The sequence below is a fragment of the bacterium genome, from assembly GCA_037128595.1.
Classification (GTDB): Bacteria; Verrucomicrobiota; Kiritimatiellia; order CAIKKV01; family CAITUY01; genus JAABPW01.
On record JBAXWB010000008.1, the window covers coordinates 118009 to 139448 of the forward strand.

Genomic DNA, 21440 nt, shown 5'->3' on the forward strand with positions numbered 1-21440 from the left:
GCTTTTTCCTGAATAACAATGTCGCAGGCATGATCCCGCGCTGAACTATATGACAACTACAGGTATGAGAAACGCCCGATCCTGGAAAAGTGAATTATTCTTGTCCTTTGGCCGCGTCTTTATCAAACGAGTTCATGCTGTCCACTTTTGCCGCCTCATCTGACATATCTTTGGCAGTCGAGTCTTCAGGGGCGACCTTTCCTGACAATGCACTACCCTCACGCGAGAATACGTTTTTAATCTGCTTCCCGAAGAGACCGGCAATTAAAAGACATCCGATCGCAATCACTGCGATGATGATGATGTATTCCGTCATTCCTTGACCTGACTTCGCTGTCTTTGTCTTCATACGCAACAATCCCTCCTGTTGAATTTATAACCTTGTCAGTAATAGTAAATGCTTGTTAGATGATGACAAGTTTATTTTTCGAACTAACGAGGGAGAGCTCCTTTATGACGACTTCACAGGAAGATGCCAGCAATACCCCGCAACCCCAACCTGACTCCGCCTCGTCCAAGTCAAAAGCCAAACCCTCTTATCTCTATTTGTTCTTCGCACCGGTCCAAGAATACTTGATGGACGATGAAGTGTCGGAAATCCTGATCAACGGCCCCCGGCAAATCTATGTTGAGCGCAAAGGGAAACTCACGCCGACGGCCGCCGCGTTCATCAATGAACAGGCGCTGGAAGCGGCAGTGATGAATGTGGCCCGTAGTGTTGGGCGATTTTTCAACGCCGAAAACCCTCAACTGGACGCCCGTCTACCTGATGGATCACGACTCCACGCGGTCATGCCCCCGCTCTCCCGCTCCGGCACGATGGTGGCGATCCGTAAATTCCGCCGCGAAAAGCTGACGCTCCAGCAATTAATCGATTTCGGCAGCGTCACCCCTGAAGGGGCACAGCTGCTTGATAAAATAGTAAAATCAGGAAAGAACATCATCGTCTCCGGCGCCACATCGTCAGGCAAAACCTCCGTCCTGAATGTGCTCAGCGCGTTAATTCCCGACAACCAGCGCATCCTCGTGCTGGAAGATGCCAGCGAACTTCAGCTTCAGCAAACGCATGTCGGGTGTTTTGAAACCAGGAAACCGGATGAGCACGGCAAAGGAGAGATCACGATCAGGGATTTACTCCGCTCGGTTCTGCGGCTTCGCCCTGACCGGATTATTGTGGGAGAAATCCGGGGCGGTGAGGCCCTCGATATGCTCCAGGCCATGAACACCGGACATGACGGCTGTATGTCAACCATCCACGCCAACAGCGCCAAAGACAGTTTATCGAGGCTCGAAACCTGCTCCCTGTTGAGCGGGGTTGAAATCCCGCTCGCGGTCATCCGCGAGCAGGTCGCTTCGGCCATCAATATTGTCGTCCAAACCGCTCGGCTGCCAAATGGCTCACGCAAGATCACCGGCATCACCGAGGTGCTTGGACTCGAAAACGGGCACTATAAGCTCAACGATATTTATTCGTTAAGCCACTGACCGCACCTCACATATTGGCTGCAATCGCCTGCCCGAACTCACTACACTTGAGCAGGGTGGCGCCTTCCATCAGGCGCTCAAAATCATAGGTCACGGTTTTCTTGCTGATGGTCCGCTCCACGCCGGCGAGGATGCGATCCGCCGCTTCGGTCCAGCCCATATAGCGGAACATCATCTCCCCGGAGAGAATCAGCGAGCCGGGGTTCACCTTATCCAGATTCGCATATTTCGGGGCCGTGCCATGGGTCGCCTCGAAACACGCCACCCCGCTGTCGTAATTGATGTTGGCGCCCGGCGCAATGCCGATGCCGCCCACGCAGGCCGCCAGGGCATCAGAAATATAATCACCATTGAGATTCAACGTGGCGATGACCGAGTAATCAGCTGGCCGCGTCAGAATCTGCTGCAGAAAGGCATCCGCGATCACATCCTTGATCACCAGTTCATGGCCGTCGGCCGTCCTGATCTTATGCCAGGGCCCCTGATCAATCGGTTTGGCGCCAAATTCTTTCCGGGCGACGTCATAGCCCCAGTCCCGGAACGCGCCTTCCGTAAACTTCATGATATTCCCCTTGTGCACCAGCGTCAGGGAGGGCCTGCGTTGCGCAATGGCATAGCGAATCGCGGCCTTGACCAGCCGCTCAGTTCCCTCCCGTGAAACGGGCTTGATCCCGATGCCGGACGAGCCGGGGAAGCGGATTTTAGTGACTCCCATCTCTTTTTGGAGGAAATCAATGACCTTCTTCACCTCCGGAGTACCAGCCGCCCACTCGATACCGGCATAGATATCCTCGGTGTTTTCACGAAAGATGACCATATCCGTCAATTCAGGCTGCTTCACCGGCGAAGGCACACCCTTGAACCACTGAACCGGACGCTGACACACATACAGGTCCAGTTCCTGCCGCAAAGCCACATTGATACTGCGGATACCACCGCCCACCGGGGTAGTCAATGGCCCCTTGATGGAGACCAGGAATTCGCGGCAGGCGGTCAGGGTCTCCGGCGGAAGCCAGATCGGCTGCCCATACACTTCATTGGCCTTCTCGCCGGCATAAACCTCCATCCAGGCCACCTTCCGTTTGCCGCCATAGGCCTGCAGGACCGCCGCATCCCACACAATCATCGCCGCGCGGGTGATATCAGGCCCTATTCCATCGCCCTCGATAAAGGGAATAATCGGATGGTCCGGCACGTTTAACTTTCCGTTGGCGCCCATCACGATTTTCTGTCCATTGACTGGGACTGTAACGTTTTTATAGCTCATGTATATCTTCCCTCGTTATGTTGAAACCTTCTTGATTACTTCGCGCTTTTCGTGAAATTCAATAAACCACCCGCCAGAATGATGGCCCGTTGCCGGGCCGTCAGAATCAGTTTAGCCGCCACGTCGCAGCCCCGGGTGACATTACGCAGCACGATACGCTCACTCCCGCCCTGCACTGCCATCCGCATCCCGGCGACGACCAGTTCATCCCCCTGGGTGATAGCTTCATAATCCGCCGGATTCTCGAACAACAGCGGAAGTATCCCGAAGTTGATCAGATTAGCGGAGTGAATACGCTCAATGGATTTTGCCAGAACGGCTTTGACCCCCAGATACATGGGGCACAGGGCGGCATGCTCCCGACTGGACCCCTGGCCATAGGACTCCCCTCCGACCACGATGTTGTGCTTACCGGCATCCCGCAGGGCCGCCGCACGCTTCGGGAACGAGGGATCGTTCGGCTCGAATACATACTCGGAATAGGCGGGCACATTCGACCGGTATTTCAACCTTGCCCCCGCCGGCATGATGTGGTCCGTGGTGATCTTGTCGCCCACCTTCAGCGTGGCCACTCCCTTCAGCGATTCGGGTAGCGGCACATTCCGGGGCGGTTCACCAATGTTCGGACCGCGCACAATCACAACGGAGGCCGGATCGTTCGACGGGGGGAGCAGCATTGAGTCATCCACTTTGTAGGCCTTGGGCATCTTGACTTTGGGATATTTAATATCCATCACCGAGGCCGGATCAACAATCTTCCCCTGCAAGATTGCCAGTGCGGCCACCGGTGGACTGACCAGGTATACGCCCGCCGACTTCGTGCCGGACCGGCCCTCAAAGTTCCGGTTATTGGTGCGCAATGAAACAGAATGGGTCTTGGGCGACTGGGAGTTGCCTATACAGAAACCACAGGCATTTTCGAACAGCCGGACCCCCGCGGCCAGCAGGGTACTCATCCCCCCATCATCCGCAATCATCTCCAACACCTGCTTGGAGCCCGGGGCAATGCCGGCGGTCACATCCGGATGCACCCGTCGCCCGCTCAGGATTTTTGCCACCGTCTTCAAATCCATATAGGAGGAGTTGGTGCAGGAACCAATCAACACCTGGTCCACTTTCGTTCCGGCGATCGAGGCGACGGTCACAATATTATCCGGGGAGTGGGGGGCGGCAGCCAACGCCTCCAGCTTCGACAAGTTGATCGTCACCTCTTTATCATACATGGCATCTGGATCCGCAACCACTTCCCGCCAGACATCGCCCCTCGCTTGCGCCTGCAAAAAGGCTTTCGTCACCTCATCGCTCGGAAAAACCGAGGTGGTGGCGCCGGATTCGGCACCCATGTTGGTGATGGTGGCGCGCTCAGGGACTGAAAGATGTTTCAAGCCCGGTCCGCCATATTCGAAAATACACCCCACATTTCCCCTGGTCGTGAACAGTTGCAGCACTTTTAAAATGACATCTTTCGCCGTGACCCACGGCCGGAGCTTGCCGGTCAGGTTGATCTTCACGACCCGGGGAGCCGTCAGATAGAAAGGGCCGCCCCCCATGGCCACGGCCACATCGATCCCGCCAGCCCCGATGGCCAGCATTCCGACGCCGCCGCCGGTGGGCGTATGCGAGTCAGAGCCTAGCAGCGTTTTCCCCGGGGCCCCGAAGCGCTCCAGATGGACTTGGTGGCAGATTCCATTGCCCGGCTTGGAATAAATGATCCCGTATTTGGCGGCCACACTCTGGAGATATTGGTGATCATCTGCATTTTCGAATCCCACCTGGATGGTGTTGTGGTCCACATAGCTGACCGCCAGTTCATTCCGCACACGGTCCAGGCCCATCGCTTCAAACTGAAGATAGGCCATCGTCCCCGTGGCATCCTGCGTCAGGGTCTGGTCGATCCGGATTGAAATTTCCTGTCCGGGAATCACTTCGCCGCTAACCAGATGTTCCCGCAAAATCTTCTGTACCACATTCATGCCCATGACCGTCTCCTTATGAAAAATTGAAGTCAAAAGGATAGGCATTACAGGCCCTGGGCGCAATCAAGAAAGGATGTGATTCGGCAGACTTGCGGAAGCGGCCGCATTTTTGGTATGTATTTAAGCCATTGAAGACGGGGAGTGTTATTTATGTTTTTGGAATTTACAAATGTCGACGGTAAGCGCCATGAAGTTCATCTTGAAGGCCGGACCTCCATCACCTTCGGGCGCACACAGGAAGCGGACGTCTGCATCCCCGAAACCCGGATTTCACGGATTCATGCTGAAATCCGGCTCTGGGATTCGGATTATGTGATCAAAGATCTTAATTCACGCAATGGCCTTTACGTCAATGGCGCCAAAGTCATGGTGGCGGTCCTCAAGCCCGGGGATGTGATCCGCATTGGCACGCACGAGTTCACCTTTTCCAAGCCCCCGCAAAAAGGGACCCAAACCATTGTCCGCGAAGTCTCACGGGAAATTGAAGAGGGCAACAAAGGGTATCGAACGGTGCTGCGCGAAATTGTCCAGAGCACATCGCTCCCCCGCAAAAAGCCCTGAAGCTGACCCGCGCCGGTCTTTTCGCCGGCCGGCTACTTCGTCTCCCGCTCCAGACCAAAAACCACAATGCGCAGGGTGCGCAAAATGATTCGCAGATCCAGGGCCGCCGAGAAGTTCTGAAGGTAATAGAGGTCAAATTCGAGCTTGGCCCTTGCATCCTCAATGGTCGCCCCATAGGGATAGCGGATCTGAGCCCACCCGGTGAGCCCCGGAAGCAGGTTTTCTCGCTCGCGGTAAAAGGGCACGACTTTCTCAAGCCTCTCCACAATCTCCGGTCGTTCAGGCCTCGGCCCCACCAAACTCATATCGCCCTTCAGCACATTCCATAACTGAGGCAGTTCATCCAACCGGTATTTCCTTAAAGACCGGCCGGCCCAGCTGATCCGTGGATCATTTTCGGGCGACCACACAGCCCCTTCCTCCTGCTCCGCATCCACCTTCATCGTCCGGAATTTATAGATCCTGAAGATCCGGCCAAACCGCCCCACCCGTTCCTGAAAATACAGAACCGGACTCCGGGGGGCAGACAGTTTTATAAGGAGCGCCGTAAGCAATCCAAAGTAAACGGTGATGGGGGCGGTCACAACAATCAGGAAAATATCCACCACACGCTTAACCCGCATGGCCATGGGCGAGATATGCCCCTGGCTGGCATTCATCAGCCAAAGCTCATCCACCATCGTCAGGGGCACCTTCCCGGAATAGACCTCAGCCACATTCAAGGGTGAAAGCACCGAGACTCCCTCGAAACGCAGTCGCCTCATCTGGGGATATACCCCGGCCAATTCCTGCTCCCGCTCAACCGCGACCAACAGCACATCGCAGTCAAGTGACCGGACGGTTGCCGCCACATGTGCGGGACTGCAGTGGATCACCGGGGGGACGGGCTCCGCCCCTTCCGCTCGAGCTTCATCGCCGGGAGCAGGGCTGTCGCTCATCCTGATCCCGCCGCCCTGATCGACCTGGATCAACGCCACGACCACATGCTTGGGCCGAAGATGGAGATTTTGAACCAACCGGAGATCCGACTGTGCCCGACATCCCGTCCCCAATATGGCCACCCGGTAGATGAACGGCTCTTGCCGGAATAGATAATGATAAATCAGCATTCTCAGCGTCAGCCACAATACCGAATAGACCAGCACGGCAATACCCAGCACGCCACGGCCAAGGGCCGCGCTCAGCCAGGCATACGAGGTAATGCTGACGACCAGCACCGCCATGGTCATTGAAAACAGCCAGTTGATGGCCATGTTGAAGCGTGAGAGCCGAAGCTCCAGTCCATAGCTGCCCGTCAGATAATTGGAGGCCAGGACCGCCACCGTCAGATAGATCCAGCCAGAAATATAATCGTTGATATGGGTGTCCAGCGAATCAGACCCCAGACGGAGGACTACCGCAGAGAGCACCCCGGCAATCAGGCAGAAGGCATCCAGTGCCCCCAACCAGATCACCTGCTTCTGCATATAGCTGCGATGCGATGACATAGATTACTCCGCCGGGAAAAACGTGTTCTTAAACCAACGGACCACCGTTCGCCGCATATTGCTCCACGGCCCCATGGGCGTCCGTCGCCCATGCTCATCGTACAGATCGTAATTATAGCCATAACGGTAGGCGTAGCTGTAGTAGGCATAGTTCGGATATTGATACGCATAATACAAACTGCTGATCCGGTGCATCTCAATGCTGTTGACGATCATCCCGATAATATGCACATCCCCGAGCATATCGAGAGAGTATTTAATGGTCGGCTTCGCCGTCCGGTTCGCATGCGCCACATAGACCACACAAACCAACGGGCAGGACGCCAGAATCACGGTATCCGTCACGCGCAACACAGGCGCCGTATCCAGTACAATGTAGTCATACTCCCCCATGACGGAGCTGAAGAAGTTCTCCAGATCCACCCCATGCAATAGTTCGGAGGTGTTTTTTTCAATGGACCCGGCCGGCGCAAACCAGAGATTTTCCGTAGTGGTTTTGGTGATGACGTCAGTGAGCGGCCGCCGCTCCCTCAGTACATCCACAATTCCAGGCGTGCGCTCTTGTTCAAACGATTTATGGAGCAGACCGCGCCGAAGATCCATGTCCAGCAACAGCACTTTTTTTCCGGTTCGCGCCATCATGATGGATAAATTCAGCGTGGTAAGGGTCTTCCCTTCCTTGGAATCGGCGCTCGTCAGCAGTATGATCTTCTTGCCGGCCTTTTCAACGGCAGAGAGCACATTGGTTCGCAACGCACGGTACGCCTCCGCCGCGCCAGAACGGTGCTGGTCGCGGACAATCGGGCGCACCCTGTTGGTCAAATCCCCGCCATGAACCCAGTAAGGAATCCCGCCTAAAAACGGAACCCCGACCACACTTTCAACATCCGTCACCGACTGTACCTTGTCATCAAAGAAAAACGCCAGCAAGGCCAGCCCCAACCCGCCGCCCAGTCCGGCCACCAGCGACATGAGTAATATTTTGACGGGATCAGGCCAGGCGGGAGTCGGGTTGGTCCGCACCGGCTGCAATTCCGCGAAATGCTCCCCTTTGATCTCCTGATCGACCCGCAAGTCATTCAACTTCGCCTGAAGCATGGACGCAGAACTTTCCAAGCGTCCGACCGCCGATTGGAGCTGACGCAGGTCAGACGTCTTTTTGCTGGCCATCAGATAAGAACTTCGCCACCGCCGTTGCGCTTCCTCCAGCGCATCCGACTGATAGGAAATCGCAGAGATCCGCTCCTTCACCTTCTCATATTCAAGTTCCGTTTGAAGTTGAATATCCTTGCGGATCGACGAGATCTCCTCATCCAGTGCTCTCAATTTTGGATTTTCAGGCTGGGTGTAAATCGCCAGGTCCTTGCGTTGCTGTTCGAGCCGGATCAGTTTCAATTTCGCATTCTGCCAGGCCCGCCCATCGTCCGAGGTGCTCCCCTCTTCCGGCTTGGCCGCAACCCCCTCCACCCCCGTATTCGTCCCCGCCCCAGTGGACGCGATCAACCCGGTCGCCCGCGTCATGGAAAGGGCCGACTGGATCATCTCCATGGATTGGCCCTTGAGCTTGGGGTACTGCATCTCCAGCATCCAGCGCTCGGTATTGAGCTGTTGCTGGCGCCCCACCAGTTGATTCATATACCCCAGTTCCAGACTTCCCTTGGCCTGCACATACTCCATCTGGTTCACCCGCTGAAACTCAATCACCTCATCCTCAGCCGAGCGGATCTGCTCCCGCAACCGGGCGAGTTCCTCCTCCAGAATGCGCGCGGCAGACCCATACGACTCGCCCTTGACCAATTCCCGCTGGACTTGAAATTGCTTGATGGCCTCCGTCAAAAAGGCACGGGCATAGGCGGGATGGGAATTACGAATGGAGAGCCAGATGGAAATCCCCGCCCCCCCCACCCGGCTGACTTTCAGCGGCGGCGTCAGCTCACGGACATCTCCGCCCAGTCGCTTCAGCCACTGGGGGGAAAGTTTTTCGACAATACGTGCCTGAAACGCCGCACTTTGCAACAATGAGACATGGGTCTCGCTCTGGGACCAGTGATAGGACTGGGACTCGATCTGAGTTGAGGGATCACGGTAAATCATGATCCCGGCGCCGGTTTCATATTCTTTCGGGGCAAACTGAAGATACCCAACCCCGCCCAACATGGAATAAAGGAAACAAATAACGATCAGCTTCCAGCGGAAAACAAGGATTCCAAGATAAATCCTGGGATCAACCTTTTTCTGCTCAAAACTGTCTACTGGAGGCATTGCAAACCCTTATAAGAAAGAAATGGACCTGGCAGGCACCACAATACGATCACCTGTTTCAAGAACAAGGTCATCCTCGGGCTTCCCACTCTTCATCAACTTCTCACCATTTACAAGGAATTTCTTCTCCTGACCATCCTTATCCCGCCGCACCACTGAGATTTTGTCGCCCCGCGCAAACCGCGGAAGACCCCCGATTTTGAACAACAAATACATCAGCGTACAGGGTTCGTTTTCACTGAACTCAATCACCCCGCGCCGCGGAACCTCGCCCAACAAAATAACCCGCTTCCCGCCCACCCCGGTCATAACGGAATCCTGCGTCGCCCCTTTTGACTCACTCGAAGGGGTAAACACATAAACGAGATCATCATTTCGCAGAAAAATATCAGGCACCTTCATTTGGCCGTCCTCGGTGGTCAGCGAATACACTTCCCCTTCGGCCGCCGCCCCAAACGGGGTTTTCGCCCCACCCCGCACGATCTTCACCCGGCTGTTATCACGGCTCGCGCGCAATCCACCCGCTCGCCTCAACGCCTCATTCAAAGAAATGGTGGCCCCAGGCCCGATCTTGATTTCTCCGGGCATTTCAACATGCCCGCTCACCGTAACCCGGTCGTAGGACGCTTTCGCCAATTTCACGGAAACGGTCGCATTCTTTAAATAACGTCCCTCTAAAACCCGCTTTATCTCTGCCTCGGCCTGCTCAACACTCAAATCCGGCAGAAAGACCAACCCCACATAACCAAAATCAATTGCCGAGGCATCATTGACCATATAACGCCCACTTAAACTGGGGTCTTCTGTAACGGCCACCCACAGAACGGAATCAGGCTGAATAGTAGCAATGGACGGTTTCGGCATAACCGGCTTGCCTTCCAAGGGGGGCGGGATGACTGGCGGAGCCACTTCATTCGTCCTCACTCCCGCCGGCTGAACCGGCATAGGCGCCCCTCCAGCCGTAGCCACAGCCCCCCCCTCAACCGGCACGGGCTGAGAGACCGGCACAGATACGACGGGAGCAGATGCAACCGGAACAGGTACTGCGGGAACAACTACCGGAGGAAGAACTGGCTGAACGAACGGAGCAGGCCTCACCACCACAGGCGACGGTTGGGCCACCGAAACCGTGCCGCCCGCAGGAATTGACACGGAAGCAGGCGCAACAACAGAAACTGGTGCGGATTGCGGCAGGGATACGGTTTGACTTGGCGGTCGCTGCGTTTCTGCCGACGGAATCGATCCGACAGCGCCATATTCCTGCATCGCCTCTGCCAATACGCTCGCCACGTAATCATCTTCGGGAGTAGAGGTCACACAGCCAGACAACAGCATACAAAACGCCAGACATGCGCCCAAAGTATTGAACAACGGAACAATACGTCCGTTTTTAATATTTCGTGTAGTTGCCGGAATCATAATAACAAACAGGTTTACACCTGAAGCCCCCCCCCACTTCGATCTCGCAGGACCAAATACCACAATCGGTTAAGGGTATACCGACATTGTCACAAATGTCAATACTCCATCGCATCCACTACCCGTCGATTTGCACGCGGCATGGGGTACGCCGCCAGATCAGAAGGCCTGATCCACTTGAGCTCCGCAGAGGCCAAGGCACGGGCCCGCCCTGAAAGCCAATGGCACTTAAACGCAGTCAGGGTGATTTTGAAATGCGAATACGCCTGTTTTACCGTAACATACGGAACGTCCACCTGACACTGTACGCCGGTTTCTTCCGCCACTTCACGCGCCACCGTCGCCTCCAGGGGTTCGCCCTTCAGTTGCTTTCCCCCCGGAAATTCCCACAACCCGCCCAGCATCTGCGTTTCACATCTCCTAGCGATTAATATTTTACCTTGTTTCCACACGACCCCCACCCCCACGCGGTAGTGTGGCACCGCCTTTTTTCGCTCCACAACGGGCAATTCCCCCGTTCTCCCGGCCTTGAAAGCAACACAGTACTTTGACAGCAAACATCTACCGCATAAGGGGTTATGCGGCTTGCAGATGAGGGCGCCCGTTTCCATCATCGCCTGATTGAAGTGCGAGGGATTGACACGTCTAATGAGGGGCGTCAACCGTGCCCGGATTTCGTCGGCCAATGCGTTTTGTCGCATCGGCGTGTCTAACCCCCAAAGCCGACTGCATACCCGCAAGAGGTTTCCGTCAACGGAAGGCACCGGCTCATTATAGGCAATGCTCGCAATCGCCGCGGCGGCATACGGACCGATCCCCGGAAAGTGCCGCAGTGCCTCTGCAGTCCGGGGCGGTTGACCGCCATAGTCCCGGGTGATCATTTTCGCAGCCTCATGAAGATGACGAGCCCGGGAATAATAGCCCAGTCCTTCCCAAAGCTTGAGCACCTCCTGCAGATCAGCGGCAGCTAAAACGCCAAAGGAGGGAAAACGCCTGATGAACCGGTCAAAATAGGGCAGAACCGTGATAACCTGGGTCTGCTGAAGCATCATTTCGCTAACCCATACCTTGTAGGGAGATGGATCGCTGCGCCACGGCATCTCCCGGTGCTCCCGTTCAAACCACTGCACCAATTTTCCCGGCCATGTTCGATCCGATGTCATGCAAAAGTCTATCGCAGATAAAGGCGCAAAGGAAAGGAGTTATTGGTTATTTCACAAGACTCCACTATACTAAAAATCATGAGATCGGCTTATTGGAATCCATCACTCCTTCTTGCCTCCGCCCTCCTGGCGGGAGTCTTTTCTGCATCCGCTTTTGAAATGCGGATGGTCGCGGATGCCCTCACCCTGGATGCCCGGGACACCCCTCTCCGCGACATCCTCGCTCAATTCCAGGAGGCAGGGGTCAAGGTCGCGATCGATGAACGGATCAACCCCCTGATTACCGCCCATTTCGAAAACCGGGAAATGGGAGAGGGGATCAAGCGGATGCTTGCCGATTGCGATTATGCCCTCACCTGGCAAACCATCGACGGGCCAGCGGGCAAACTGCGCCGCATTTCGGAAATTCTCGTTTATAAACCCGGTAGCCGACGCCCTCTTCCCCTCTTACCCGCCCAGACGCCCGCCACCATCGAAAGCCAAACCAGTCAAACGAACAGAATCCTCTGCCTGAAAAATGAGGTTCTCATCCGCCTCCGGCCTGGCACAACCAAAGAACAACTGCTCACCCTGCTTCGCGAAACAGGAACCACGGTGATGGACAGTATTCCCGCCCTATCCTTGTACCGCCTGCATTTTCCACCCGGCACAGATTTGGCTGACCTGCTCAACCAGCTCTCCAAAAATCCATTGGTCGCCCGCGCCGAGCCCAACCAGGTCTATCGTTCCCTTACCCCTGAAAAAGCCCCCGGTCCCCAACCGACCGACAGCCTGCGGACGCTCCCGAATGGGGGCGGACCGGCCGTTGCCGTCCTCGATTCGGGCTTCACCCCTAATCCAGCTCTCGAAAAAGCCGTGGTGGCCACCCTTGACGCCACGGCTCCGGGAACCCCCATCTCCGATCCGGTTGGGCACGGCACGCAAATGGCCCTGATTGCGGCGGGTGCCATCAGCCCGGAAGGCGGCAATCCCGCCCTGGACTCGCAATCCGGAGCCATTATCCCGATCCGCACCATGGATGAAAAGGGGATTACCTCCAGCTTTACCCTGATGCAGAGCATGGTGTTCGCCCTGGAACAGGGCGCCCGCGTCATCAACATGAGTTGGGGCTCTGAGACCGACAGCGGATTCTTCAACGATGCCATTGCCTATGCCCGTCAACGCGGGGCCGTACCGGTAGCCGCTGCGGGGAATGAGCCCACCAACCGGCCTCTGTATCCCGCCGCGATTCCGGACGTACTCGCCGTGGGGGCACTAGGAGCTGACGGGACCCTCTGGGATCAATCCAACTACGGCTCCTTCATCACCCTTGCGGCCCCGGGATATGCTAATCTGCCAGTCGGGTATAAAGGTCCACCCGGGACTTATGTCGGCACCTCTATCGCGGCAGCCTATACCGCCAGGGTGATCGCCCGTTACTTTACCCTGCACCCCTCCGCTACCCCTGGCGAGGCGGTCACCTCCCTGAAACAGGCCCTCAGCCACCCGTCCGACGGGGCCTCCCATGCCGAAATTCCCAGGCTGGATACTGCGGCCGTTTCGAGGTACTTGAAATAAAAACCCCTATACATTTGCCCTGAAATTGGCTAGTCTGCCATGAAAGTTGGTTGACGAAGAAGTCGGTTTGGCGCAACACAATGCACACCCAAGGCCCGCTGCATTTCGATCTTCCTCCTTAAATGGGTTCGAGTTGGACCCCTTTCCATAGGAGCCAGAAAGCAAAAGAACGGATCCGCTAGTCCTCACTGAGGAGATCGAAGATGGGTAAGAAACTGTATGTTGGCAATCTGAGTTATGGCGTCACAAGCGAAACACTGCAACAGGTGTTCTCTGCACATGGCAAAGTGGAATCGGCGGACGTGATCATTGATCGCATGACCGGTCGCGGCAAGGGCTTTGGCTTTGTCGAGATGAGCACCGATGCGGAAGCGGTGGCGGCGATCGCGGCCACGAACGGGCAGGACCTTGATGGTCGCGCCATGATCGTGAACGAAGCGCGTCCTCCGGCCCCCCGCGTTGGCGGCGGTGCTGGTGGTGGTGGCGGGTTCGGCGGCAGCCGTGGTGGTGGCGGTGATCGCGATCGCAAGGGCGGTTTCGGTGGCGGTCGCGGCGGCGCGGGCGGTGGCTTCGGCGGTGGCCGTGGCGGCGCCGGCGGTCGTCGGTAAGCACTCAGTCAGATAATGACTCAACGGGAACAGGCCGGAAGGCCGGTTCCCGTTTTTTGTTTTAACCGCTTAATGTTGCACCGCCACAGGAAAACCGCTATGTTTTGACGGTTATGTTGTACTTCAACTTTTTCCGGGAGAATGTCTGAATGTTATCAAATAAAGCGACCCCAGCCGTAAAGACACAGGAGCAACCCGAAGAACCCACCGAAAGCCTGCTGCATTTTTTCAAACCTGAAGATTGGGTTGCCGCGTTTCTCACCACACTAATCTCGGGCCTGGCGTTCTTTTACTACATGGCGCCAGAGGTCACGTTACAGGATTCCGGCGAACTGGTAACCGGGGCATTCTCTTTCGGTGTCCCCCATCCCCCGGGCTATCCGCTCTGGGCGTTACTGGGCTATATCTGGAGCCACTTCATCATTCCCTTCGGCAATCCGGCCTGGCGCATGGCATTGATGTCCGTCTTCACGGGCGCCCTGACCGTCGGCTTTACCACCATCATTATGACCAGGAGCTTGCGACTGCTCCTTCACTCCCTTCCCTGGAGCGACGCCACCAATGAGCGACTCCATCACTGGATGGCGCTCTTTATCGGCTCAAGCTGTGCGCTCCTCTTCGGCTTCAACCGGGGCGTCTGGCTCTGGGCCTGCGTCTCCGAAATGCGCGTGCTGAACGTCTTCTCGTTCGTCCTGATCAGTTGCGTTTTCTTCGCCTGGATGATGCAGCCCCATCGCCGCGGCTTCCTCTATGCCATGTTGCTCATTTTCGGGCTCAGCCTCTCCAATCACCAGACTATTGCAGTCATGGCGGTCCCCTTTGCCGTAGGCATCTTCGCCATCGGACTGGACCAATTTCTCGCCTTGCGACGAAAATCCCCGAGCGCACCGGGCCAATTCAGCCTGTTCATGAAGACCCAGTCCAATTTCTTTGAACTCGCCACTGCCGGTTTTTTCAGCCTGCTGGTCGGCCTGATCATTTGGGCCTGGCTCATCACTCCCGATACGACGGCCATGTTCACAAGCACGACGTTCTGGCAGGGCATTGCCTGCGGGGTCCTCGGTATGGCAGGCATCATCATTGCCCGGACAACCGACTGGTGGAATACGCGCCGCTCGCTGATTTGCGCCCTCTTCTTCATGGCCGGCGTGAGCGTGTACATCTATATGCCGCTCGCCGCCGCTACCAACCCCCCCATGAACTGGGGCTATGCCGCCACCAAGGAAGGCTTTGTCCACGCCGTCACCCGCGGCCAATACCAGAAAATCGAAGTGGCGAGCTTCTTCAGCTATGACTTCCTGATGAAGATCAAACTCTTCATCCAGGCCATGGTCAACCAATACTCTTTCCCGGAAAGTGTCTTCAGCCATTTCCCTGCAGCGTTGCGCCCGCTCCTCGAAGCCATCAATATGTTGACGTTACCCCTGCTGGGGCTCGTGTCACCCATCGCGATCCTGCTGCTCTGGAATCGCATCAAACCCCGCGGCCGGTCATGGATGATCTTTGTCTGGGTCGCCTTCCTGATCACCAGCCTGGGCCTGCTGACGATCATTAATCCGAAACTGGACCGGCAGGACCAGGAAATCAACATCAAGTTCTTCGCGCCCGCCCATGGGTTTTACGCCATGCTGATCGGCTACGGGATTGCCGTGCTGTTCAGTATTTTCGCCTGGAAGAAAAAAGTGATGGGACCCGTCATCGTCCGCCTGGCCTGTGTGGCGCTCCTCGCCATGCCGCTTGTCACATGGAAGCAGAACTGGTCGCTTTGCAACCTGCGCGGTTATGACTTCGGCTATCTCTTTGGCTACCTGATGTTCAACCCGGGCAACGGCTATGAGCCCATGGAAAAGGACGCGGTCCTTTACGGGGGAACTGACCCGGGCCGCTTTGTTCCCACCTACATGATCTTCTGCGAGAGTCGCGTGGCCCCAAAGGACCGGTTCCGCGATAAAGCCTTCGACCGGTCCGATGTCTACATCATTACGCAGAACGCACTGGCTGACACCACCTACATGAGCTACATCCGCGATCATTACGACTACTCGCGGCCGAAGAATGACGGACCGTTCCAGCGCCTGCTCAAGCGCGACCAAACCTATCCGATCCAGCCTATCTATATTCCTAGCGCCGATGACAATAATCGCGCCTTTCAGGAATATGTACGGGATGTGCAGACGGGGAAAATCCCTGCTAGTGCGGACATCAAAATCGAAAATGGACGCGTCAGTGTTCAAGGGGTGGGCGGCGTGATGACGATCAATGGCATCCTTGCCCGCTGGATTTTCGACAAGAACAAAGACAAGCACGCCTTCTACATCGAGGAAAGTTATGTCATTCCCTGGATGTACACCTTCCTGACACCTTACGGTGTGATCATGAAAATCGAAAAGGACCCGGTGCCTTCCCCTCAGGAAAACCCGAAACTCTGGGCGGATATCGTCGCCAAGGATCGGGTATACTGGGACAAACTCACCAAGGACTTTATCGACCGCGATGATTTTCGACGCAACTCCGACGCCAAAAAATCGTTTTCAAAGATGCGTTCAGCCATTGCCGGCCTGTACGCCGCCCGGGGCGTGATCGGCGAAGCGGAATACGCTTTCAAGCAATCCCGCGATCTCTGCCCGGAAAGCCCCGAAGCCTGCTTCCGACTGGCAGACCTCTACATGCGCCAGCAGCGCTACAGCGAAGCGGCCAAGGTGATGGAGGGCTATCAGGAACTTGACCCGTACAACTCCAATGCCGCCAATTTCCTTAACTCCATCCGGAACGCCGAGAAGGATAATCTCCACCGACAGGAACTGGAAAAGCTGATGGCTAGCGGCAAACTCGATTTCAACAACGCCATGGATCTGGCCACCACCTATCTCCGGCTCGGCATGGAAGCTCAATTCCAAGGACTGACCCGCAGCCTGATTGATACCCCCACCCTCCCGCCCGAGACCTGCCTGACCATTGCCCAATTATTCGAGGCCAACAAGCGTTGGGATCTCCGTATTTATGCCCTCCAGAAGTATCTGACCCGCGAACCCAACGCGTTCAAAAGCTGGATTGACCTGGCCTACACCCAATTCGTCATCAATAAGCCTCAAGAAGCATTCGGGTCCTTGAAGAAGGCCGTAGAAGTCGGCGGCGAAGTAGCCCGCGGTCTCCTGAGGGATGACCCGCGCTTCACACCGCTGCGCGAATCCCCGCCGTTTAAAGCCCTTGTACCGCCCTTGAAAAGCAGGAATCTGGATGCCTTCCCGATGATGGCCCCAGGGCTTTAAGGGTGCGCCCAGGCGGAAAGATACAATTTCTTATTTCCCCCTTGAAAGTAAAGGCGACTGTACCCTAGTATGTCGCCTCATCACTTGTGGAGAGGTGGCTGAGTGGTCGAAAGCAGCGGTTTGCTAATCCAGCCTGAGCCATTGCACCAAAAATAACAAAGCTGCAACTATCTGCAAAGCAACTTGATACAAAACACGCATGTTGCACATAAAGGCACGTAAAGGCAAATAATCTCGCAAAAGTTGAAGCAAAAACGAGGCAAACTTTTGGTGGATTTCGGAGAGAAAAAAACCGCGGTCAAGCGACTTTATATTTGGCCATCAGGGCGTCGAGATCAGTCCGGCTGAATACGATCAGGCGGCGTCCCAGCATGTGGAAGGGTAGTTCGCCATCGTGTTTCATCACGTCGACCTGACGAACACTACACCCGAGATATTTCGCAGCTTCATGGCGTCTGAGATACGGTTTTGGGCCCAAAGGATTTTGCCCTGCGGAGTTTAAAGAAATCTGATTTCTTTCAAGAAGGTCGCGAAGGGGTGGCCACTGCCTGGGAATACGCCCATTAAGAATACTCATAACAGCATCTCGCTGATCCAACGTGACGCTCGTGTCAGCGGTCAGGACTGTCTCGATGACCTTTTGTGTCATGGCATTCATGGACTATAGAGCCTCGTTCTTTTTCGAGAGCCTCCGCCGAATGCTACGTGCTTCCCTTTTGTTGGTCTTCAAGCCATCCGGCAGAAAGGGCTCAATCGTCAAAGAGATTGTAGCCGCCGGGAGCACCAGCGAACAGGGAACAGGATGGGCTGTACAGGGCGGGAGCGGGGAAAAGCGGAACCGAAAAAAAAGTTGTGCCGCACATCATTAGGCGACTGGAAACTTCTTGCCATTACCGTCAAGTGCGGGTATCCCGAATTCCGGGTGTGCATCAACACGGTTCAGGCAATGGCGACGTCTAGTTTCGCAGGACACGCGCCTTCATTTCCTTGCCTGGCTTGAACTTGACCACCCGGCGTGCAGGAATGATGACTGTGTCTTCCGGCTTGTGGGGATTCCGTCCGATGCGGGACTTCCGGGTGATGACCTCAAACACGCCAAAGTCCCGGAACTCGATGTCCTCACCGGCAACGAGGCTCTCGGTGATGTAGTCGAGCGTCTTTTGGACGACCGCCATAACATGTTGCTGGGATAATCCGGTTTCCGCAGCAATACGAACGACCAAATCTCGCTTTGTCATAAGACTCCTGAAGCCTGCATCCACATGTTGACGGCAGCGATCGACTGCTCAATAAAGATACTTCCCGTCCCCTGTCGATACAAACACGATAGTCAATGGGTTCATTTCCGGCAATCTTGGATATCGCGTAGACACCTCCCCTGCTGAAAACAGGTGTATGTCCCGCCGATTATCCACTAAGTCGAGAGGGAAGTGGAACGGTGATAGCAGTCGACACAGCAGACACAATCCGGGAGATTGTATCGACCTTCTCCGGAGCCTATCGGTTTTCCGCAGACAGAGCATTTCAGCTCATCCGTGTTCATCGGGGCGGAGGAATCCCGTTCGGACCCATCATTGTACTCAGCCATATATAGCCTCAGACTGTTGACACTACCCACCGTCACGATCCTATTTAGCCCCTGGAGAAGACACTTCGTTTCATAAATACCGATCATTCAGTTCATGCAAACCGTAACACGCCCCACTCCGCCTGCCGATGAAAGTTCAACATGGCATGCGGCGAGGTGGAGGACAACACCGGCTTTTCACGACCGCGAGTGTAGTCGTATCGACTAAACGAGAACCGCCACCGGTCACCGGAACGCGGAAGGAATACCTCACAGATCATGGAGAACGGGATCTCCACGGCAACTTCCCACCGTTTGGCGGTTGAATTCACCCGAACGCGGCTCGCGATAACGGGTTGGGCGATAAGCCACTCCGGCGGAATGCCAGGCTTGGTACGGGGTTCTGCAAACTCATGTGCAGAGGGAATGCGCAACTGGAGTTTCTGGTTCTCTGGCGTCACATGGATCTCGACATATGACTCCTGGTTACAGGGACGCAGAAATATCTCGAAAACGTCACCCATAAGAAATGAAGGCTCATTGAACCGCTTCTCGGGATTGAAGATGTCAACATCCTCAATTTCGGCATAGACATACAACGCATCGCGGGTCCACCCCATTTTCACTCGCATGGGGCGGAATTCTGGCTCCGGCTCAGACCGCCACGCCTGGCACGACTCAACGGCTTGCGCGCTGGCAAAGACTGCATCGGTCCAATGCCATAAGTTGAAAGCGACTTCATCTAATGGTTTTACAGGCAAACAGGGCGGCTTACTCACGCCTCACCCCCAGACGAAGGGTTGCCGTCAGCCCTTCGTCTCACGGATGTGACTGCCTGCAGCCATGCCTCAGCAATGAGCCAGTGGCCTTGGGCGTTGGGATGGATGCCATCAAACGACCAAAATTCAGCAGGTGCCAGTTTCAATGCGTCGGCAAACACCGTTTGAAGCGGCACAAGGACCGCACTAGTCTCCGCCGCAAGTTTGCGTACGATCGCACCACGAGCCACTACATCATTCAGAATTCTGTCATTCACAGAACCTACATGAAGCGCAAATGGCTCGCACAGAACCAGTCTTACCGAAGGCAACATGGTTCGAGTCCGAGCCAGCAAAGCCCTGTAGCGTTGCTCGTATTCCTCCAGCGACGTGTGAGGGCATGACTTTGTAGGCCCGGCATCGTTGATACCGACAAGAATACTGAGAATGTCAGGCTGCAGATCCAAGCAGTCAACCTGCCACCGTTGCTGCAACCCCGCGACCCCTTCCCCACTTACTCCACGGTTGGTGAACCGGAGGTTGTCTTTTGGTCGCCTGGCCAGCAATTGCGACGCCACTATCATCGCGTAGCCCGATCCCAACTGGTACGCATTGCACAACTCTTCCGGCTTGCGGAAGGCGTTGGTGATGGAATCACCTTGAAATAATATATGGTCGTTAACTCGAATCATATTTTCTCCTATAGCGACCTCAATGTTTGATGTCCGACGGACATGGGTCGTAATGCGGATGAGGAACCTTTGGAATGCGCAATCCTCCACTTTGATACAAAGACGGAGGTCGGTCACACTCAATCCGAAATACAGGACAGAGCGAGTCGGGAGGCATGTCCGGCAACCCGCTTAAAATCACCCTCGTCCCTTCCTGCCGAAAGGCCACCGGTCGACTGGCTTCACCCAGCACTTGCACATTGCGCACTTTAGCCTGCAAACCGCCAAAGGTCAGTTCACCTCCAGGCCAGCGCCGGATGATCCAATACAGGTTGTTCTTTCGCACGGTGAAGGGGCCGTGAAATGCCCAGTCGCCCCGATGCTCTCCGCGCTCCTGCAGGTCAAAGGTAAACAATTCGGAGTCATAGATAGCCTCACCCCCGCAACGTTTCAGCCAGTCCCCAACGGACTCCAAAACCCGCACTGATTCTTCCGGGACGGAGCCATCACCACGTGGCCCGATATTGAGCAGAAGATTACCACAACCTTGAGCCGCCGAAGCAAGCAGATCCACAACTTGGCCGGGGGACTTCCAATCATGATCACCGGGGTGATAGCCCCAGCTATTGTTCAAGGTCATGCAGGCCTCCCAGGGCCGCCATGGATTGGGGGCACCCATATGGCCCTCCGGCGTGGCGAAGTCACCCGGCAAACCATTGCGCCCGTTGAACAGGATGTGCGGCTGAATCTCACGGACCATGGCATTCATGCGCTCCGCCTGCCACCCCTCGGCGTTGAACGGCCACCAACCGTCGTACCAGAGCACATCGATGGGGTTGAACTTCGTAACCAGTTCGAAAACGCGAGCAAACGTTCCCTCCATAAACTTCGCATAAGCGGCCTTATCTTCCAGTGCGGCCACTGCATCCGGTTGGTCGTGCCAATTGTTAAGGCTGTGGTAGAGTCCTATACGCAGTCCGCGCTTACGGGCTGCCGTTACAAGTTCCGCCACCAAGTCGCGCTGAGCGGCAGTATTAGCCGTACTGAAATCACTCAGTACGGAATCATATAGACGAAACCCCTCATGATGCATTGTGGTTAGCACCACATAACGCATACCGGCCCGCACAGCGAGATCACACAATCCATCGGCATCAAACTTCTCCGCCGTGAAACGATTTGCAAAGGCTCTATAGTCCGCCGAGGGAATCTCCTCGCGATTCCAAGCCCACTCACCCCGACCTAAAAGGCTATAGAGGCCGTAGTGGATGAACAACCCGTACCTCAACTCTGAAAATACCTTTAAGTTCTGTTTCATCGCCTCTACCCTTTACTCATCTTTTCAGCATGCTGATATCTTTCGCCGGGCGGATTGCTCTTCGCCACTTTG

17 protein-coding genes are annotated in these 21440 nt (G+C 55.6%); 5 read left to right on the top strand and 12 right to left on the bottom strand.

Features of this window, described 5'->3' with window-relative positions; genetic code table 11:
* Nucleotides 1-94: 94 nt before the first annotated feature.
* Nucleotides 95-349, bottom strand: coding sequence for a hypothetical protein (locus WCS52_06870; protein ID MEI6166899.1), 255 nt, complete (start codon nt 347-349; stop codon nt 95-97).
* 104 nt (nt 350-453) lie between these two features.
* On the opposite strand from WCS52_06870, the gene WCS52_06875 reads away from it, so the two are divergent.
* Nucleotides 454-1485, top strand: a complete 1032-nt coding sequence (locus tag WCS52_06875; protein MEI6166900.1) for a CpaF family protein — start codon at nt 454-456, stop codon at nt 1483-1485.
* Nucleotides 1486-1492: 7 nt separating this feature from the next.
* Here the strand turns inward: WCS52_06875 and icd are convergent, their stop codons facing one another.
* Together icd and WCS52_06885 are read right to left on the bottom strand one after the other, a co-directional pair.
* Nucleotides 1493-2752 (bottom strand): NADP-dependent isocitrate dehydrogenase, encoded by a 1260-nt coding sequence (gene icd, locus WCS52_06880; protein MEI6166901.1) that lies wholly within the window; start codon nt 2750-2752, stop codon nt 1493-1495.
* Between the two features lie 35 nt (nt 2753-2787).
* A complete protein-coding gene (locus WCS52_06885) occupies nt 2788-4731 on the bottom strand; it encodes an aconitate hydratase (protein MEI6166902.1) in 1944 nt (647 codons plus the stop codon).
* A 147-nt stretch (nt 4732-4878) separates the two neighbouring features.
* Between WCS52_06885 and WCS52_06890 the strand changes: the two genes are divergently transcribed.
* Nucleotides 4879-5289 (top strand): FHA domain-containing protein, encoded by a 411-nt coding sequence (locus WCS52_06890; GenBank protein MEI6166903.1) that lies wholly within the window; start codon nt 4879-4881, stop codon nt 5287-5289.
* 32 nt (nt 5290-5321) lie between these two features.
* On the opposite strand, the gene WCS52_06895 is transcribed toward WCS52_06890, so the two are convergent.
* The 4 genes from WCS52_06895 to mutY all read right to left on the bottom strand — a co-directional run bounded on the left by WCS52_06895 (nt 5322) and on the right by mutY (nt 11620).
* Complete coding sequence (locus tag WCS52_06895; protein MEI6166904.1) at nt 5322-6776, bottom strand: sugar transferase; 1455 nt, start codon at nt 6774-6776, stop codon at nt 5322-5324.
* Nucleotides 6777-6779: 3 nt separating this feature from the next.
* Nucleotides 6780-9038, bottom strand: a complete 2259-nt coding sequence (locus tag WCS52_06900; protein ID MEI6166905.1) for a polysaccharide biosynthesis tyrosine autokinase — start codon at nt 9036-9038, stop codon at nt 6780-6782.
* A 9-nt stretch (nt 9039-9047) separates the two neighbouring features.
* Nucleotides 9048-10373, bottom strand: coding sequence for a polysaccharide biosynthesis/export family protein (locus WCS52_06905; GenBank protein ID MEI6166906.1), 1326 nt, complete (start codon nt 10371-10373; stop codon nt 9048-9050).
* 182 nt (nt 10374-10555) lie between these two features.
* Nucleotides 10556-11620 carry an A/G-specific adenine glycosylase gene (gene mutY / locus WCS52_06910; protein ID MEI6166907.1) on the bottom strand — a complete coding sequence of 355 codons (1065 nt, stop codon included), beginning with the start codon at nt 11618-11620 and terminating at the stop codon, nt 10556-10558.
* Nucleotides 11621-11698: 78 nt separating this feature from the next.
* On the opposite strand from mutY, the gene WCS52_06915 reads away from it, so the two are divergent.
* From WCS52_06915 to WCS52_06925, 3 genes are all read left to right on the top strand, one after another.
* Nucleotides 11699-13177, top strand: a complete 1479-nt coding sequence (locus WCS52_06915) for a S8/S53 family peptidase (protein ID MEI6166908.1) — start codon at nt 11699-11701, stop codon at nt 13175-13177.
* Nucleotides 13178-13380: 203 nt separating this feature from the next.
* A complete protein-coding gene (locus tag WCS52_06920) occupies nt 13381-13785 on the top strand; it encodes an RNA-binding protein (GenBank protein MEI6166909.1) in 405 nt (134 codons plus the stop codon).
* 149 nt (nt 13786-13934) lie between these two features.
* Nucleotides 13935-17054: a DUF2723 domain-containing protein gene (locus WCS52_06925; protein MEI6166910.1), complete on the top strand. Its 3120-nt coding sequence runs from the start codon at nt 13935-13937 to the stop codon at nt 17052-17054.
* A gap of 298 nt (nt 17055-17352) precedes the next feature.
* On the opposite strand, the gene WCS52_06930 is transcribed toward WCS52_06925, so the two are convergent.
* The 5 genes from WCS52_06930 to WCS52_06950 all read right to left on the bottom strand — a co-directional run bounded on the left by WCS52_06930 (nt 17353) and on the right by WCS52_06950 (nt 21368).
* The gene (locus tag WCS52_06930; protein ID MEI6166911.1) at nt 17353-17712 is read right to left on the bottom strand and encodes an excisionase family DNA-binding protein; all 360 of its coding nucleotides are present in this window, start codon (nt 17710-17712) and stop codon (nt 17353-17355) included.
* 298 nt (nt 17713-18010) lie between these two features.
* Nucleotides 18011-18292, bottom strand: coding sequence for an HU family DNA-binding protein (locus tag WCS52_06935; GenBank protein ID MEI6166912.1), 282 nt, complete (start codon nt 18290-18292; stop codon nt 18011-18013).
* A 442-nt stretch (nt 18293-18734) separates the two neighbouring features.
* On the bottom strand, nt 18735-19253 hold the full coding sequence (locus tag WCS52_06940; GenBank protein ID MEI6166913.1) for a carbohydrate-binding family 9-like protein: 519 nt from the start codon (nt 19251-19253) through the stop codon (nt 18735-18737).
* Between the two features lie 143 nt (nt 19254-19396).
* Nucleotides 19397-20071 carry an SGNH/GDSL hydrolase family protein gene (locus WCS52_06945; protein MEI6166914.1) on the bottom strand — a complete coding sequence of 225 codons (675 nt, stop codon included), beginning with the start codon at nt 20069-20071 and terminating at the stop codon, nt 19397-19399.
* A 19-nt stretch (nt 20072-20090) separates the two neighbouring features.
* Nucleotides 20091-21368, bottom strand: a complete 1278-nt coding sequence (locus WCS52_06950; protein MEI6166915.1) for an alpha-L-fucosidase — start codon at nt 21366-21368, stop codon at nt 20091-20093.
* Nucleotides 21369-21440: the final 72 nt, after the last annotated feature.